The sequence below is a fragment of the Bradyrhizobium monzae genome (genome assembly GCF_021458635.1).
Lineage (GTDB): Bacteria > Pseudomonadota > Alphaproteobacteria > Rhizobiales > Xanthobacteraceae > Bradyrhizobium.
This window is the reverse complement of the sequence record NZ_JAIRDQ010000012.1, coordinates 189,764-207,008: the sequence shown is the minus strand read 5'-3', so window position 1 is coordinate 207,008 and position 17,245 is coordinate 189,764. Positions and strand designations below refer to the sequence as shown.

General features: G+C 58.6%; 12 protein-coding genes and 2 pseudogenes. 7 read left to right on the top strand and 7 right to left on the bottom strand.

From position 1 onward, the window contains the following. Positions 1-355 precede the first annotated feature (355 nt). The 3 genes from K3F49_RS32910 to K3F49_RS32900 form a co-directional block, all read right to left on the bottom strand. A complete protein-coding gene (locus K3F49_RS32910; protein ID WP_234685036.1) occupies positions 356-610 on the bottom strand; it encodes a hypothetical protein in 255 nt (84 codons plus the stop codon). Between the two features lie 307 nt (positions 611-917). Next, positions 918-1,283, bottom strand: coding sequence for a hypothetical protein (locus K3F49_RS32905; protein ID WP_234685035.1), 366 nt, complete (start codon positions 1,281-1,283; stop codon positions 918-920). 364 nt (positions 1,284-1,647) lie between these two features. Beyond that, entirely contained in the window at positions 1,648-2,049 is a 402-nt protein-coding gene (locus tag K3F49_RS32900) for a hypothetical protein (protein ID WP_234685034.1), read from the bottom strand. 287 nt (positions 2,050-2,336) lie between these two features. Here K3F49_RS32900 and K3F49_RS32895 point away from each other — a divergent pair, with 287 nt between their 5' ends. From K3F49_RS32895 to tnpB, 5 genes and pseudogenes are all read left to right on the top strand, one after another. After that, positions 2,337-2,636 (top strand): hypothetical protein, encoded by a 300-nt coding sequence (locus tag K3F49_RS32895; RefSeq protein WP_234685033.1) that lies wholly within the window; start codon positions 2,337-2,339, stop codon positions 2,634-2,636. Between the two features lie 338 nt (positions 2,637-2,974). Beyond that, positions 2,975-4,426 carry a M16 family metallopeptidase gene (locus K3F49_RS32890; protein WP_234685032.1) on the top strand — a complete coding sequence of 484 codons (1,452 nt, stop codon included), beginning with the start codon at positions 2,975-2,977 and terminating at the stop codon, positions 4,424-4,426. Between the two features lie 56 nt (positions 4,427-4,482). Continuing rightward, positions 4,483-5,859 (top strand): M16 family metallopeptidase, encoded by a 1,377-nt coding sequence (locus K3F49_RS32885; RefSeq protein ID WP_234685080.1) that lies wholly within the window; start codon positions 4,483-4,485, stop codon positions 5,857-5,859. Between the two features lie 709 nt (positions 5,860-6,568). After that, positions 6,569-6,955 carry an IS66-like element accessory protein TnpA gene (tnpA, locus tag K3F49_RS39725; RefSeq protein WP_452101139.1) on the top strand — a complete coding sequence of 129 codons (387 nt, stop codon included), beginning with the start codon at positions 6,569-6,571 and terminating at the stop codon, positions 6,953-6,955. Positions 6,956-6,962: 7 nt separating this feature from the next. After that, positions 6,963-7,265 (top strand): annotated as a pseudogene (gene tnpB, locus K3F49_RS32880) (IS66 family insertion sequence element accessory protein TnpB). 382 nt (positions 7,266-7,647) lie between these two features. On the opposite strand, the gene K3F49_RS32875 reads toward tnpB, so the two are convergent. Both K3F49_RS32875 and K3F49_RS32870 read right to left on the bottom strand, forming a co-directional pair. Next, positions 7,648-8,340, bottom strand: coding sequence for a hypothetical protein (locus K3F49_RS32875; protein ID WP_234685031.1), 693 nt, complete (start codon positions 8,338-8,340; stop codon positions 7,648-7,650). A gap of 276 nt (positions 8,341-8,616) precedes the next feature. Beyond that, the gene (locus tag K3F49_RS32870) at positions 8,617-10,887 is read right to left on the bottom strand and encodes a S9 family peptidase (RefSeq protein WP_234685030.1); all 2,271 of its coding nucleotides are present in this window, start codon (positions 10,885-10,887) and stop codon (positions 8,617-8,619) included. 1,717 nt (positions 10,888-12,604) lie between these two features. On the opposite strand from K3F49_RS32870, the gene K3F49_RS32865 reads away from it, so the two are divergent. Continuing rightward, a complete protein-coding gene (locus tag K3F49_RS32865) occupies positions 12,605-13,057 on the top strand; it encodes an ATP-binding cassette domain-containing protein (protein WP_234685029.1) in 453 nt (150 codons plus the stop codon). Positions 13,058-14,419: 1,362 nt separating this feature from the next. On the opposite strand, the gene K3F49_RS32860 is transcribed toward K3F49_RS32865, so the two are convergent. Beyond that, positions 14,420-15,550, bottom strand: a complete 1,131-nt coding sequence (locus tag K3F49_RS32860) for a glycoside hydrolase family 18 protein (RefSeq protein WP_234685028.1) — start codon at positions 15,548-15,550, stop codon at positions 14,420-14,422. Positions 15,551-16,243: 693 nt separating this feature from the next. Here K3F49_RS32860 and K3F49_RS32855 point away from each other — a divergent pair. Next, a complete protein-coding gene (locus tag K3F49_RS32855) occupies positions 16,244-16,447 on the top strand; it encodes a hypothetical protein (protein WP_234685027.1) in 204 nt (67 codons plus the stop codon). A 197-nt stretch (positions 16,448-16,644) separates the two neighbouring features. Here the strand turns inward: K3F49_RS32855 and K3F49_RS39720 are convergent. After that, positions 16,645-16,879 (bottom strand): annotated as a pseudogene (locus K3F49_RS39720) (hypothetical protein); the annotation flags it as partial. Positions 16,880-17,245 lie beyond the last annotated feature (366 nt).

Below are 17,245 nucleotides of genomic sequence, written 5' to 3'. Positions count from 1 at the left end.
CCTACGTTATCTGCTCCTATCCTGCGCCTGACCGAGCTCGACAGGGGTCGGGTGCATGTCATCGGTCTTACCCGGGGTCCGCCATCAATACGGAGCCGGTTGATGATTCCGTAATAAACAATGCGCCCGTTGGACCGAAGGCAACTTTTGCATGTCGGTCCGGCGCAGGATTTGATGCGCGCCAGGTCCGAACAATCCCACGCCACCACCGCTTCAGAAAACTTGATAAATTTGTCTCCATCTGAGAGATCTTCGCTCAAGTCGTGCTTGCCTCGCATGACACCATCAAAGTCGCTCACGCCGATCATGGCCGCGTGGGCTGGATTCGCCCCAGTCACTCTGGCATCAATTGGCACTAGTCGAAATCCTGCGTCACTAAATCGAACACCTGGTCCATCCGCATCGCCTGCAACTTGCGATAGTCATCCTCAAGTTGAGTCCAGTCGTTATTCACGAGATAAACGATGCCTGGTGTCGACACCAAGTCGATCGTCGGAACCAGCTTTTGACCAATCGGAACGAATGCAATGGCATCCGCGAAGCTCGGAAGCTTGCGGATCGATTCGAGTCCGGAATAACCGGCAACGACACCGCCCGTATCGGAGATCAACGAGACGCACAGTGCCTGAGCACTGCCGCTTGTAGGACCCGCGCAGCCTCATATACTCATCAAAGCCCTTGGGATCTGCGTAGCGCCACGCCGTAGCGTCATATGGTTGTGCCCCAACGCCATGCTTCGCGCTTTTGCCGACATGGTCCCTTGAAGCCTCGCTCCGAAGTCCACCAGAACCGCCCCCCGATTATCGACGATGATCTCAGCATGAGCCGGTCCGTCGACGATCTGAAGCGCCCGCAACGCACGCACCAAGTAGTCGGATAGCTCCTGAACGATTAGTTCTGTGCCACCCAACAACCTCTCAAGTCAGCAGACCGGCCTGCTCAATAGGAACGGTGTCATAGGTCGAGGCCTCCGTGACAAACGCTTCCCCGTCGATCGAGACGGCATTTACGGTGTAATGCTGGCCGTTGATTTTCTCCTGTCCAAGCGCGAACCGATTCAAGGATCCGACACGGTTCATCTTCCCGACAATTGCGCTTAGAGCCCGCTGAATATCAGCATTTGTCGAGCAAAAGAACACATCCTCGGTACCCGTACTGTTCATTGGCTTAATCACAATTTCGTCGAAACCTGCCTGATCTTTCCAGCTTGCGACCTCTTCCGCATCGTCCGACACGACTTGTCTGATCGATCGCACACCTGCTGAGGCCAACGCTTCAGACAAGCGTGCTTTGTCACGCCGAGCGGCCGACAGCGCGGTCCCATTTGAAGGTAAGCCAAGCCGCTCCGACAATGAATCCGCGAGCTCAACTTCGGTCTCGCAACCCGCGATAACGACTCCAATTTCCTGCCGCGGAGAGCCTGAAGGTGATATTCAACGATGTCGTCGTACCCCATGCGCTCGCTGGGGCGAATGACTTCATCATACAGATCTGCATTGAAATGCGATTGGAATATCGGCGGAATCTGTGCAGCCGACATCACATGCACCGTTCCAATTCCATAACGCTTGAATTCTTCCGGTAGGTATCGGCCGGCAGAGTACGCGTCGACGATTGCACACTTCCGTTCGTTCATGCGGATCTCCATTACTGCAAGTAGATGTTGCCGACAGCGACAGCCGCAATGAGAATATTTCCAACGAATGTATGTGACGAAGGCACGATGCGAGAATCGAAGTACTGAAATAGAAGGTGGTGATGGGGGCCGTGGACAGGACCATGTTGACGGTGAAGGGTTCTACGCGGCGAATGCCCTCCTAGATCAAGAGCAAATGGAACAATGATCGTCGACAGCCCAATCGTTGCGATCGCAAACCAATGCTGTGAGATCTCAGGCACGATGGATGAATGGTCAACCAGTCCCAGCAGCACGAGAATCGTTCCATAAAAACGATGCGCCAGCACTTGTCGGGCAGAAAACCCGCGGTCGAACAGCAGTTTGACAAGCATATTCGTAACGGCCAGCGATAGGCCGGCCACGATGGCCAAGACGACGCCAAAGGACGATCGAGGCCCCACCCCACGCCCGCGTTGCCGCTGGCCGAGATCCAAATCATGTAACTCCCGATCGTCGCGATCGTAACGCTCACGATGATATCGGATGCTGGAGGGGCGCCATGGCGCCTGATCAGTGCGTTTAACCACACTGTTGCGGTCGATCCTAACGCGACCATGAAGGCGACGACGATCGCAGGTTCAGTATTCAGTCCGATAAAAAGGCCGATCCAGCTTATCGCTGTCACGACATTGAGCGCGACAAAGACCAGGCCGTGCCTATGCAGCAGAAAAGGGCATTTTATGACGCCCTTGGGAACAACACCTTTCATCATTGGTTGCGGGAGGTAATTGCCGACGAGGCGGTTCACTCAATGAACGCGGTTAACGTTATCAGCGCGCGCTATCGCGACTGCATCGGCCAACTCGGCTCAATTGTCGATAACCTAATCCGCGCGACTAATATACGCAATTCTGGCGCCTTCGTCCTGGACTACTTCGGCGCAGCGTACTCCAAGGAGCTGCTCGCCGACTCCCGCCTCGCGACCATGAGAAATATTGCCAGGCCGCTCACGGTGTAGAGCGAGATGTGTAATAGCGAGCCTGGCGCAAAATGAGCCGGCGTCACATCGCCGCTCAATCTACGCTTCTCTGTAAGTTTCCATTCTGCCAGTTGGCGCCAGCTTGTGCGCGGTCATACGCAATGTCGTGTTCATGACATGGCCGACTGTTGACCGTTGGCCCGACACACGCGCCGGCTCTTTTTTGCGTCCACTTGGCGTGCCACGCGGCCGTGCGCAGGCCACCGGGCAATTGGCCCGGTCTTTGCTGCGCTACATGCCACACGGTGTGCGGCTGACCGCTTTGTCGGATTTGCCCGCCACAAAACGTGGATCAGCATGGAACAAAAGGCGATGCCATGAAGAACCGGAGTTCGGTCACCGCCAAGGCGGGCAGCACCACTGGTGCCTTGGATTCGACGATGCGCACCACGCCGGCAATCGAGCACAAAACAGATGGTAGCACTGACCTATACTTTCCTGAAGAGGGGATCACATTTGCCGAGGACTCGGTCAAGTCAGATCGGCCAGCCAACTTCACGCTTCAGAACGGCCTGCAGGTAGTGGTGATTGCGGATCGTCGCACGCCCATTGTCACTCAGATGATCTGGTATAGGGTCGGCTCAGCCGACGAGCCGCCCGGCAAATCGGGGCTTGCGCATTTCTTCGAACACTTGATGTTCAAGGGTACGTCCAAACATCCGACGAATGAGTTCTCCCAGACCGTGCTGCGCGTCGGCGGCAAGCAGAACGCCTTCACTGGGGTCGACTACACCAGCTATTTCCAGCACGTGCCACGCGAGCAGCTTGGCAAGATGATGGAATTTGAAGCCGACCGCATGACCGGTCTTATTCTCAAAGATGAGAACGTGCTGTCTGAGCGCGATGTCGTGCTGGAGGAATTCAATAGGGGCGTCGCCAATAAGCCGGATGCGCAGCTCGACGAGCTCATGATGGCGGCGCTTTACCTCAACCACCCCTATGGTCGGCCTATTATCGGGTGGCGGCATGAGATCGAAAAGCTCGACCGCGAGGACGCGCTTGCCTTCTACAAGCGCTTCTATGCACCGAACAACGCGATCCTGATCATCGCTGGGGACGTGGACCCCAAAGAAATCCGCCCCATGGTGGAGGAGAAGTTTGGCGGCATCCCACAGCGACCATCGATCCCCGCGGAACGCCAGCGACCGCAGGAGCCGACGCCGGCGGCGCCGCGCACAGTGACGCTGGCCGATCCCCGCGTCGAGCAGCCAGCGTTGCACCGCTATTATCTCGTGCCGTCGGCTCGCACCGCGGCCGCCGGCGAGAGTCCGGTGCTTGACGTGCTCGAGCAGTTGATGGGCGGCGGCGTCAACTCATATCTGTATCGCTCGCTGGTAATCGACAAGCAGCTCGCGGTTGCTGTCAGGGCGAGCTACCACTCTGCCGCGTTCGATCCCTCGCCATTTCGGATTTCTGCCATACCAAAATCTGGCGTCAAGTTCGACCACATCCAGCACGCCATCGACGATGTGATCGCCGACATTGCGCATAATCCGCCGAGCACGGAAGATCTCGAGCGGGTCAAGACGCGGCTGATCGCGCAGGCAATTTACGCTCAGGACGATCAGGAAATGGTCGCGCGCTGGTATGGCCGCGGCCTGACAACGGGATTATGCATCGATGATATTCGGGGTTGGCCGGATGGAATCCGCGCCGTCGGTGCCCAGCAGGTGCGCGAGGCCGCGCGGAAGTGGCTCGACAAGAAACGCTCGGTGACCGGCTATCTCACCAAAGAGTTAGCGCCAAAACACGAGGAGAAGCTGCAGTGACCTATTCTTGCACACGACGTGGGGTTCTCCTCGGCGGAGCATCGCTCTCAATCACGATGATCGCCTCGGCCGCTCCGCTTGCCACCGCCAGAACGCTTGCCGCGACCAAGATCAAGCGCCTGACCTCGCCTTGCGGTATAGAAGCCTGGTTCGTGCGGGATTCCACTGTCCCGTTGATCGCTATGGAATTCGCGTTCGCCGGCGGGGCGACCCAAGACCCCGCCGACAAACCCGGCGTCGGCCACATGGTTGCTTGCCTGCTCAAGGAAGGTTCCGGCGATCTCGACTTCAAGACCTTTCATGAGAGGCTCGACCGTCGTGCCATAGAGCTGAGCTTTCGCTCGACCCACGATCACTTCTGTGGTGCCCTGCGCACACTCAACGACAATGGGGACGAGGCCTTCGACCTTTTACGGATGGCACTAACCTCGCCGCGTTTCGACCCGGCCGATGTCGAACGGATCCGTGCCAGCGAGCTTGCGCGCCTTCGGCACGACTCGACTGACCCTTCCTCGCTCGCCAATCGCAAGTTCCTCGAAGTCGCCTTCAACGATCATCCTTATGCTCGCCCAGCCCTGGGCTCGATCGAAAGCGTGCCGAAGATAGAGGTCGCGGATCTCAGGGACTATGTCCGACGCGTGATCGCAAAAGACACGCTCAAGATCGCGGTGGTCGGCGACGTCGATCCGGAGGTTCTCTGTACACTGCTCGACAAGGCCTTTGGCGGCCTGCCGGCCAAGGCGGAATCGACGCCGGTCTCCGAAGTGGTCGCAGCAAAGCCGCCGCAGCGCGTCTTCATCCCGTTCGATGTGCCGCAGACAGTTGTGACTTTCGGCGGTCCCGGCGTTCGCCGCAGCGAGCCCGATTTCATGGCGGCCTGCGTCGTCAACCAAATCCTCGGCGGCGCCGGTCTGACGTCGCGATTATTCCGCGAAGTCCGTGAGAAGCGCGGCCTTGCCTATTTCGTCCGTGAGCACCTCGTCTGGATGGATCATTCGGCCATGTTTGTCGGCAGTAGCGGCACCTGCGCCGATCGCGCCGGCGAGACGGTCGAACTGATCGAGACGCAAATCCGGCACATCGCCGAGGAAGGCCCTACCCAACAGGAACTCGATGATGTAAAGTCATACCTGAAGGGCTCGCAAATGCTCGCCCTCAACACATCATCAAAGCTTGCGCGATCGCTGCTGCAGCATCAGCTTGATAAGCTGCCGATCGACTATTTCGAAAAGCACAACGCCGTAGTCGACGCGGTGACGTTGGAGGACGCCAAGAGGATCGCGCAGCGGCTGTGGGGCCGGGGCCTGCTCACCGTTATCGTAGGCCGCTCGCCAATGGACCCAGCCCAGTCGACCACCGCGCCATCGATGCCCACATCGCCGCCAGCCGAGAAGCTAGACGCCACATCGATAGCACCGGCGAACTCCGATTGACTTCTAGGCAGCCAGGCGCTTAGCGAGTGTCTCGTTGTGTCCACTGACATCGGAGCGGTGAGAACAGGAGGACGGCCCCCGCTGGCACACAGCATCTGCCTCAAAATGTCTGACCAAGGCTGAAACACAGGAAGCCCCCGCCCCCACGATACCGAGAACAGACGAGAACGTGCTCGCCCGTGAAAGCAGGTGGTCAGGTTGGGCGGGAAACCGGTTCGCGTGATGATCTGCATACCGATACGATCCCAGGCCACCGGGTTCCGGACAAGCATTCGGCTTGTGCTGAACGATGCCTGGCCCTGGGAGGCGGCGAGCCGGCTGCCCTGCCGTCTCGTCCACGACACGATAATCCTGCCTCGGCCCGAGCAGATGCGGCGTCGTCGCGCATTTGAGCGCTCGCATATCTCGATATTCTCTCATGAGTTGAAAGCTAGGCCGTTTCAAGCAATTTCAAGAACGGACGAGCCACTGCGCGCTCTAGCGAAGAGTTAATTCTGGAGACTCCAGGATCGGCCAAGCCATCGGACGAACTTGATGCGCGACTTTTCTCTAAGTCTGCGTAGCGCCGCCTCGATCGCGCTTCCACCGAGGCTACAATCTGACACTACGTAAGCTTCACGTCCTTTCATGCGTCTCCCTCCGGCGGCGGCCGTCTTGTGGAGTTCGGCGGCGTTTCTGAGGATGTGACCTTAAGTCTAGCCTTAAGGTCATGTGGCGAATGCAGCTCAGGGTGCTGGGTGCCGAGCGCCGGCGCCGGTGGAGTTACGACGAGAAGGTTCGTCTGGTTGAGGAGACCTTGCAAGCTGGCGAGACTGTGTGCGGCGTTACGCGCCGGCATGGAATGGCTCAGAGCCTGTTCACCTGGCGTCGGCAGGCGCGCCAGGGCCGCCTAGGCGGCGAGGCTGTGCCGGCTCTTGTTCCCGTCGAGATCACATCCACGCGGGCTTCGGCGTCGACGTGTGCACCGCAGCCGTCATCTTCGCCTCCTGCGCAGCGCGTGAGGGCCGGAATAATCGACATCGAACTTGGCGGCTGTCGCGTGCGCGTTGACCGAACGTGGACACCGAGGCATTGCAGCGGGTCCTTGAGCTTCTGAGGCGGCGATAATCCCGATCCCGAGCGGCGTCCGGGTCTGGATCGCGACTGGCCACCCGACATGCCGCGGGATGCGAAGCCTAGCTCTTACGGTTCAGGAGAGTTTGAAGCGCGATCCTCATGCCGGCGATCTCTATATCTTCCGGGGTCGTCGCAGCGATCTGGTCAAGATCCTCTAGCACGATGGGTTGGGCATGTCGCTGTACGCCAAACGCCTGGACCGCGGCAAGTTCATCTGGCCCTCAGCGTCGGCTGGTGCGGTGTCGATCTCGACCGCGCAGATGGCTTATATGCTCGAGGGCCTTTGTTGATGCCCCTACTTTTCGTGGTGATCCTCCCTCAGATCGATCTTCGCGACACTGTGATGTCTCAAGCTGCGGATGGCGTGCAAAGCGGTTTCGTTGTCGGGGAAGAGAAAGCGGCCTGACAGCTCTCGGATGGTCAGGATGCTCCCTCGCTTGAGCTGGACATAGATCCACTTGGTGGGAATCTCGAGGCGGGTTGCCAATTGGGTTACTGTCAAATGGTCTGCGACCGCCGGCCATCGTGTTTGCCGATGTTGTATCTTGAGGCGGCGTTTAAGACGAATGCGCTGGACGGTGATCGGCAGGACTTTATCCGCCTCCTATGGCGAGTGATGTCCTTCCTGCGTCAGAATGCGCGCGATCTCATCGTCATGCATGCCCTCACGAGTCAGCGTGCATATGCGCTCCACCATTTCTTGGTGCCGCGGCAAGGCAGCCACGGCATTAACTGGTAGTGAGCAGAAGCTGGAGTAGTTGCGCCACCGCGCCACACGATGCGCACCTCGGCCTTGTCGCGGGCGCAACGACGCATCACGACCTTTTCGATCAGACAGCGCAAGAGCGCCTTACGATGATCCCTGCGGGTCGCCTGATTGTCCCACAGCGCCGGAAGGCGATTTCCGAGGGCGATCACGTTGGCACGCACATCATGAGGAACGCCCAGGGGTTCATTGGCCTGGGGCATCTTTCGCTGGGCCGATGCTTCCTCGGCTCGGCGCAGCTCCAACAGAGCGGCTTCCCACCGCCGCTCCAGTTCGCCAGCCACCAGCCGGTTGTCGGGATCGGCGCGATTGAACTGGCGCTCGGCGAGGGCTGCTTGATAGCGAAGCCTCTCAACCTGCTGCTCCTCAGCATGACGTAGGGCTTTTTCGGACTGCAGGTGGGTCTTGCGCGCTTTGGATATCCATGCCGTCCGGTTGTGCGAACGGCAGCCACTCTCTCGAACAGCATCAAAGGTGATGCGGCATCCGCAGGTTTCTGAGACACACAATCTGTACGAACCCGCTCTGATGAGGAGGTCGGCCGTTGTGAGAGCTTTGCCTGGTTTGCCCCCTGAACTGCGCAACCGCTGCGACGGCACGGCAACCTCCGACCTCGTGTGAGCCGCGGCACGCTGCGTGTCTCGTCTGCGGAATTCGCTATCTGACAGGCGGACGCGGTCGCATCGAAGATGCGCACGAGCTCCCGCAGGCTGCAAGCTGAGACTGCTGCCTCAGGCTCGCGACGAGCTTCTCAAGAAGACCATTCGTTTATAAATGGCTCTTCGCTCGAAATGCTGCCCGGCCTGAGTTTCGGAGAGCAATCGCGCAACGGCGCCTGCGACCAAATGATCAAGGATGTTTGCGCCATCATCCCCTTATTTGCTCTTCGGCAGCTCGGTCAGTACGGCGTTCCAGTTCGGCGGTCTCTGACCGAGTATGTTGCGAACAAAGAAGTCCAGCAGCTTGAGCTCGGCATAAGCACCCGGCGTTCCGTGATCGGCACCCGGCACATAAAGCATGTCGAAGTATTTTCTCGCCTTGATGAGCCGATCTGCAAGCTGGAAGGTGGAGGCCGGATCGACATTGTGGTCCATTTCCCCGACAATGAGCATCAGCTTACCCTGCAGTCGATGGGCGTTGTCGATCGCTGACGACTGCGAATACTCGATACCGACCGGCCAGCCCATCCACTGTTCATTCCACCAGATCTTGTCCATCCGGTTGTCGTAGCAACCGCTGTTGGCCACGGCTACTTTGTAGAACTCAGGATAAAAGAGCAGCGCGCTCACCGCATTCTGCCCGCCAGCGGATGTGCCAAAGATGCCGACATTGGAGATATCGTACCACGAATACCTTGCGCTGGCCGCCTCGTGCCACAGAATTCGATCCGGAAAGCCGCCGTCCTTCAGATTCTTCCACGCAACATCATGGAAGGCGCGCGAACGGTTGTTCGTACCCATGCCGTCGATCTGGACGACGATAAATCCCAGCTGGGTGAGCGGCTCGACCCTGGTCGAGAAGGATTTCGGAACGAAAGAACCCTGTGGGCCGGCGTAGATGCGCTCCACGACCGGATACCTCTTGTTTGGATCGAAGTTGACTGGCAGGTGAATGACGCCCCATATATCGGTTTTGCCGTCCCGCCCCTTGGCATGAAAGCTGAGTGGCGGCTGCCAGCCGGCGCCGATGAGTTCGCTTATGTCGGCGTTCTCGACCTTCATCAGTTCGGCATTATCGCTGGTTCGGTACAGCACGATGTGCGGCGGAACATCAATGCGTGACCACAGATCGACATAGTAGCGGCCGCTCGGTGAGAACTCAATGTGATGATCGGCCTGCTCAGGTGTCAGCGCAGTCAGTCCCTTTCCGTCGAAATCGATGCGATAGGCATGGACGAAATAGGGATCCTCCCCTGAGTTCATCCCACTGGCGCCAAACCAGATCTGGCGCATGATCGGATCGACATAATAGACGGCGCGAACCACCCAATCTCCCCTGGTGATCTGGTTTTTGAGCTCGCCGGTCCTGCCATTGAACAAATAGAGATGCTCATATCCGTCGCGCTCGGACGCCCAGATGATCTCCTTCCCATCCTCGACGTCGTAGCGGAAGATCCTTCCAGTTGCCAGACGCTTGTAGTCGATAAAGGTCTGGCTGGCCTCGTCAATCAACGAGCGCACCTGGCCCGTGGCGGCGTCGACCTCGACAAGGCGATAGAGCTGATGCCCACGTTGATTGTATTCGAAGGTAAAACCGCGCCCGTCCTTCCACCACTGGATCGGCGAAAGGAAATAGGGATTGGGAAACGCGGTGTTGTCGATTGCGATCACGCGCTGGCTGATGATGTCAAACAGCACCGGTTGGGACAGTGCCACGGCATCACCCGGCTTCGGGTATCCAATCGACCAAGGCTTGGGTTGAAGCTGGTCGGTTGGGGAAGATTCGACGTAATGAATCTTCCGTTGGTCGCCTGGACGGACCCGATAACCAGCCAGGTGAGTTGAGTCCGGAGACCATCTCAGCGTCGATAAAGCATAGTAGTTGCCTTCAGATCCGTCCCACGTCAATGGGATGTCTTGCGAACCGTCCTTGCTGCGCAGGAAGATATTGTAGTTTCTAATATAGGCGTCCCATTTTCCGTTAGGAGATACTGTTGTCTTGCGCGGATCATTCTCAGCGGGTGGCGTGTGGCCGTAGCCCAACCGCTGAGGGACCTGCGTGCTTGTGCAGACATAGCCTGCAAGGTCGCAACTCCAGTGCGTATTCTCGATCTCGAAGCTGAGCCTTTGACCGTTATCGGTCAGCTCGAAACGGGCGAACGGCAGATCGTCGGACTTGTAGGTCTTATGGCTCATGCTGTTCAGCGCCGCCGCGAGGCGGATCTGATCAAAAGCCGGCCGCTTTACGCCTGTGGCAGCATTAATCAGCGTGAACTGACGTTTGCCCTGGGTTGTCTGTCGGTAGACGAACGCCTCGCCTTCTGAGAGCCAGAACGGCATGTCGGGGACATTGACGGTAAGTTGGCCATAGCGATCGCCGATCGTCAGCGCTCGTTCGTAATCGGACTGCACCAGCGGTGGATTGGCGATGTCGTCAGCCAGGACGTTCGCGGCAGCAGAAGCGTGCTGAGCCAGTATCGCAAGCATTACAAGAACTCCAGATCGCATATCACCTCACGAAAGCAAGACAAGCTTGTGCCAACCGCAACGACCAGACCAACGTCCCGGCGCTGCTTAGCCGCCGCTAATATGCAGGGGCCATGCCAGCTGATGCGGCGGGCGTACCAGCTTTTTTTCGATCTCAATGTCGTTTTCGCGCCAAGACCGGTGACTGTTCAACGCATCGCGGGTAGGAAGTCGTGCACAAGGCGCTTGCTGCACGTGTCACCTGAAGTGGTTGGTTTCAGCTCGAAGCATGCTGAAGGACTTGAAGTCCGGCTCTAGGGAACTGCCGAGCGGCCTGACGATGCTGTCGAAGGTCAACCGATGGGTTCTTTCGAATCTGTTCAAACGTCGCCGCCATTTAAGGACGCGGCAATCGTTGTCCATAGCCTCCGGCGGCGTCGCAACCCGTCAGATGTGAGGATTCCGCCTCGTCAGATCACGCGCCCCCATCTCGGTGGCTATCGAAGCCAGGCGGTAGTGCCGCCAATTAGACGGATGATCTCATCCGGGTTGACACTTCTATGACTCTCCTTGCGGGTCGGCGCGATTGATGGACTGCCAATGATCAAGCCGCTGTCCGCATCAGTACAGATGACCCTAGCCGGCGAGTCTCCCTCCTCCAGGAACGCAATGTCGCAGTCTCGATACGTGATTGCGGGGCGCTGATGCGCAATGGTGCGATAGCCCTGGTTGTCCTATATACTCGTGTTCGATGAGAGAATGGTCCGCATAGCGGGACACAGTTGACCGTTCGCCGATGCGGACAGGACTAGATCGTGATCTCATGTACTGACGATAGCTCGCGTCTTTTAAATGTCGAAGAGATCACTAAATTTCTACCCAAGTGATCATATGCCTTCAGAGTGCCGATGAGCCGACCTCCATCTGCGCAGATCGGAAGTTCGACAAATTGGATGGTACCGATTATGCATCAGTCTCTCGCGGGATCGCCAAACACTATCTTCAACACAAGAGGTGATAGCATCGTTGTCAGCTCCCACCTCGTGCGTCCTGCTTGTCCGCTTAATGACTCGAACGTCAGAAACACGACGATACAATGTGGTCAGCCGCACGCTGGGCTGGATACTATGCGAGTTCCTCATGAACAAGCCGGCCGCGCTCCGCAGTCCGCGAAGCGGCATGCAGATTGCTGGATGAAAGAGCAAAGGAGCCGCCGCAAAGAATTCGGTCGCGGCGGACATCCTCGGAGTTCCAATGAGACTTATGCGATTGATTCTGATCAATCTGGTTTTGACGTTGCTTGCACCTGAAATTGCCGAAGCCATGGACATGAGCTCGCGCGCAAAATTCATATTGGTTACCAGGACTATGCGCATTGCCGACCCAGAAGCGCCGTCGAACTCTGGTGATCGCCGATACTTCTACAGCCGAGCGAGACAACCCGGGCAATCCACCCAGGGGACAACCTCGTCAGGCCAAGCCGGCTAAAACTTCACAATCTGGTGGTCTATCGGCAAGGGGCGCGGCAGCGTTCGGTTGCGACGAGCCTTGATGGCGCCGAGACGCTCAGGCTGCCGGCTTTCGGGACACAATGGATTTGCAATCCAACCGCCGCAGGTCATGGCCTTCCCCGAGCGGAGACGCCGCCTGGCCGGCTTGTCGGCGGCATGGTGATTACCACCACTGCACCATTCTACTCGCAACCTTAGTCGAGAAAAGACAGCGCAGGCGCGAGCACGTGAGAGCAGCAAAACAGGGCTATATTGAAGTTGCCTTCAGCGGCTCTCCGGCAAGCGTGCCGCTCGACGCGCACTTCAGCGCACCCGCCAAAGGCGTCACGGCAATTTTCGGACCGCCTGGATGCGGCAAGGCCACACTCGCACGCTGCATCGCGAGCGCACAGCGTCGGCCGAGCGGATTTTGCGCGATTCACGGCGAGATTTGCCAGGATGAGAACCACGTTTTGCCCGCACCTGCGTGCAGTTCCCAGCGGCCGATTCTTTTTTCGCATTTGTCTGTCAGGTTCCGTAACGCGTCAAAGTCGAAACCGACGCTGATCGACTTTGATGGCGTGATCGAGTTGCTCGACCTGGGGCCACTCCTTGAGCGTTCGCCATCACATCTTTCTGGTGCCGAACGACAGCGACTCGCCCTGGGCAGCGCATCAAGATCAGTAGTTGTGGCCCGGTAATCCAAGCGCGTTGGCCCGCAGTTGCGAAGATCCTCGAGACATACATTAGCATCTAATCTCCTACATGCGTTGCGGGACCTCATTCCACTCACGGCAGAGCCAATTCCGGCTTGTGTTGCAGGGCAAAGACTAGGACGTCAACAGCCGAAAAGGTTGGTCGGCCGCGCAACTTCGAGTCGACGTCTTTGATGGTCCGACCGTTGCGTTCTTGAGCTTGTAATGCCGTCTGCAGCCATCCCGCCAGGAGAGACAAGGCCAAGCCTTCGATGCGCGGCGCTTAGATGCTGCGATGCCGATAGTAAGACCAGCCAGCGCGATCATTAGAACGGCAACTTCCAAAGGGAGTAGAGAAGCCACCCGAGAGCGCCCCAAAAGAGCATCGCGGCGATGACGAAATATGGTGATCTAACCAATGGCCGACCTTCCTCAGGAATATTGGGCGATGTAGCATCACAACCACAACGATTAGCGGCGGTTGCGGGCGCTCAGGCGCCGTATTTCTGCTCAGAACTGCCGCCCAACGGCGAGGTATATCCACACTCTGGTAGCAATCAAAGCAGTGGGGCCGCCCTGCCTCAGCATCACGCAGGGCGGCCCCTTGCCAGTCTGCTTGCAGCCGCCGGCCCAAATCGACAGCACAGCCGGCCCACCGATGTTAAGCCGGACAATACGTTTGCGGTATCACGGGCGACATTTCTTGCCTCTGCCGCCCAGATGCTTAATCGACAATAGGATCAAGTTGCCGACGTAGATTGCCAAGGATCTCGTAATGAACGCAGACGACATCGAGTCAATCTGCGTGCTGCCGCCCCGTACGCGCAAACAAGATGGTTGCGTTCAAGTTCTATCAATGAAACCTGGAGAGGCTAACGCCCTATTAGGGAAGCTAACGACGCACACGGATTACTCACCCATATTGGACTTTCGGAAAACGAATTCGCGATCGTGGCCATAGAGCATCCGCAGCAACTCTGCCGATGTCTCGCCTGATAAGGAACGCCGAGGCATGCCTCTTCTATGTCGCATGGATCAGTGACTTATGGCGCCGATCGGGGTCGGGACCCCACGCCGATACACGGACATGGCTTAAGTCAGGGTTGGTCAAGCCTTCGAGTGAGGCGTCGCGAAGAGTCGTCCGGCCTCGCGATCAACCGGATGGGATCCGGCGCGCAGGTCGCGTCACGGCGCTAGCCCGCATTGCCGCCAGCATGCCTCCGGAACGATGCTGCCGGTTGTCAGATTTCCGACATCGTCGTTTCAATTCGACGTAGCTGATCTCACAGCATCGAACGCGTTTCGCGGCTGATTTCGCTCGAGGCGCGCACAAATGACGCGCTTCAAGGCGACGTGATGACGGCACTTCTATTCGGATCTTCGCACAGGAGGGATGGGGAGCGCTGCGAGCAGCAGCGAACCGTCGTCGGCGAACAGGTCCCAGATCATGATCCCGGCGAGTCCATGGGCGCGCGCGTACATCGTCTTGCGTGCGATGGATAGCGGATCGTCGTAGCTGATCCATATCCGCCGTTCGGCGTCATAGAGCCACGGCACCTGGGCCTCATCACTCCAATACCGGCGAAAGCCCTGCTCTTCCGGTCGCCGGACAACGAGATCGCGATAATCGATGCCGTCGTTCCCTCCCCACTCCTCGCTCGCCGTCGTCCCCTTTTGCAAGAGCCCCCCGTTCTCCTGCGGAACGCCTGCAATAGCTCGGCCATAGAAGGCTATCCCGAGCGTGACCTTGGCTCGCGGCACCCCGGCCCGGATCAAGGCGTTCACACTTGCATCGACATTGAGATCGGGACTTGGATCGCCGGCACAGGCAAACAGCGGAGCATTGAAGCCGGCAAAGGTCGAGCCCGCATGATAGTCGTAGGCCATTAGATGAATCCGGTCGACCAGCGGGGCGAGAGCGGCCGCCTCCAGATTGGCAATCTTATTGGGGACGGCCGATGCGGCAATGGTGAGCTCCAGCTCCCTGCGCTCCAATGCGGAAAACTCAGTGAGTCTTCGGCGAAGCTCCGCAATCAGGAGCGTGAAATTCGTACGGTCCTCGAGGCGCGCGAGATTCCCTGGACGTCCTCCTGAGACGGGAAACTCCCAATCGACATCCACACCATCGAACAGACCCGGATACGGCCGAAAGAACGCCTCGATAACGGATTGTGCGAACCGCGCGCGCGACATCGGCGTGCCAGCGGCGGCCGAGAAATATTTCGACCCGCTCCAACCGCCCAACGAAATCAGGATCCGGAGCTCCGGACTGCTCCGCTTCAATTCGGTGAGTTGGGCGAAATTGCCGCCGAACGGGGTCGACGGCGCGGTTCCTTCGCAGGCTCCTGCGTCGAGGCAACGATCCGAAAGTCCAGCCAGTCCTTCTGCCGAAACGGTGCCGAACGCGTACATCAAGTGGGTCAGCTCGCGAGCCGGGATCGTCTTGATGTTTGGGCCGCCCGTCCGGGCCTTCCACGGGGCGACATAGCCGGCGACCACTGGCCTCCTGGACGGCGTGGCCCGTCCCGGCTGCATCAGTGCGTATCCGCACACGAGCGTAGAAAACCCGGCTGCAGCGAAGTTTCGACGATTCATTGCCACGGATTACGGCCTTATGCTCTCTGTCTGATTTTACCCTGCGCCAACCGATAACGCGATCACCTCAGCGAGATCGACAGCGTGGCACTGGCTCCCTTCGTTTCACCTGATCGCTACGACCTTATTGCGGCATCGAGAGCTGTATTTGCTGCGCGCCGGATTCGGCGCTCGAATGGCGAGGATACGACGAATTGAATGCGGTGGAGGAAGGCTCGTCTAAGACGAGGTATGGAAGTTTCTAAGAGCTGTCCTGTAGCTGGCTTCCGACCGTTTGTGGCTAACATCCGCCGCGTTGTCCCATCCGAATTTGTCGAAAGGCGCACAACTAGATTCGGTGTATTGGAACGTATGGGCAGCAGCTACGGCTGCTCTCGTCGCTGAATTGCGCTTCGCTTCATCGTCTTTGCAACAGGATGGGAGGCTATGAAGGGCAAACTTTGGCCCGCATCCTACCCCGCACCGGCTCCGCGTGAACCTGCGTTCGGGCCCGAGCAGCCCCCCTTTTGGTAGGATTTATGTTGCAACCGACGCGTGATACGGATCATTCTTGCACTTGCGACTTGGACCACCTACAGAAAGTCAGGGAGCTCGAAAATGAACGACAACGCGTCTTCAATGCGAAGCGATCTGCAGGGACTTAGGCTGATCCGCGCTTTTCTCCGAATAGGCGATCAACGCGCACGGTCCGAGTTCGTCGAACAAGTCGAAAGGCTCGCCGCGGAGCAGCCTGCGGGATCGGGTTCGAGCTTGCCCGGTTCATCTGGTTTCGCCGAGCATCCGGCGGATCCTCTCAGTTGATCGCTCGCCTTCTTCGTGTCGCCCAACGCCACCTTCCAGCATCATTTGCGTCTGCCCTTGTTGCAGGAAGTCCATGACTTGGCCGCAAATCGTGATAGCAGGGAGCCACGATCTGGCGATGCCTCAAATGCGAGTCCGCAGGCTAATTCCGCCCTGATGCCACCACTGGGGTGTGGCGACGTCGGGACGATCGGCGTGCTCAGATCTTCGGGTACGTCGCCGCATTTCCGGATCACCTTGGCGTCGCCGAAGTCGCCGCGCGATGGGTCCTTCGGTCACCGAGAAGGCGACCGCGCCCATGATGCCGGGCTTGCGGGACAACGCCTCGGCACGCCTCACGGCGGCGTTCGCGGAAATGCATTCCGTCTTGCCGGCTGCAACTCCATCGTCGAGAACAGGCCGGCTCTCGTCGGGAGCGAACCGGACCGACACCTTCTTGCCATCGATGGTGTCGTCCTCGGAGAACGAGGTGAACGGCACCAGGCAGCAGCTCTGCGGATCGAGCCAGCGCTTCCAGTGCGCGCTCTCACTACCGGACGTTGGTCGTGCCGCCATCGAGCTCATCCTCAGCAGCTGCTGGAAGTCGACTGGCCTGCCCCTTGCTTCTAGCTTCTTGGTGGCGTCCACAGAACCCGCCACGAGTTCGGCACGCCCCAGCGTGCCATCACGAGTTCGCGTCCGCGCGGGATAGTGAGGAAAATCCTAGGCACCAAGGGCAGATCGCCGGTTCGGTCATTCGCCGGTATGACCACGAACAGCCGGCGAGTACCCTGAGCCCCTTTTTTCTGCGAGGAGCCC

Bases quoted from the DNA above. Each gene is read 5' to 3' on its own strand.
- K3F49_RS32885 (WP_234685080.1), top strand. From the start codon at position 4,483: ATGATCGCCTCGGCCGCTCCGCTTGCCACCGCCAGAACGCTTGCCGCG.
- K3F49_RS32855 (WP_234685027.1), top strand. From the start codon at position 16,244: ATGAACGACAACGCGTCTTCAATGCGAAGCGATCTGCAGGGACTTAGG.
- K3F49_RS32890 (WP_234685032.1), top strand. From the start codon at position 2,975: ATGAAGAACCGGAGTTCGGTCACCGCCAAGGCGGGCAGCACCACTGGT.
- K3F49_RS32870 (WP_234685030.1), bottom strand. From the start codon at position 10,887: ATGCTTGCGATACTGGCTCAGCACGCTTCTGCTGCCGCGAACGTCCTG.
- K3F49_RS32895 (WP_234685033.1), top strand. From the start codon at position 2,337: ATGCAGCAGAAAAGGGCATTTTATGACGCCCTTGGGAACAACACCTTT.
- tnpA (WP_452101139.1), top strand. From the start codon at position 6,569: ATGTGGCGAATGCAGCTCAGGGTGCTGGGTGCCGAGCGCCGGCGCCGG.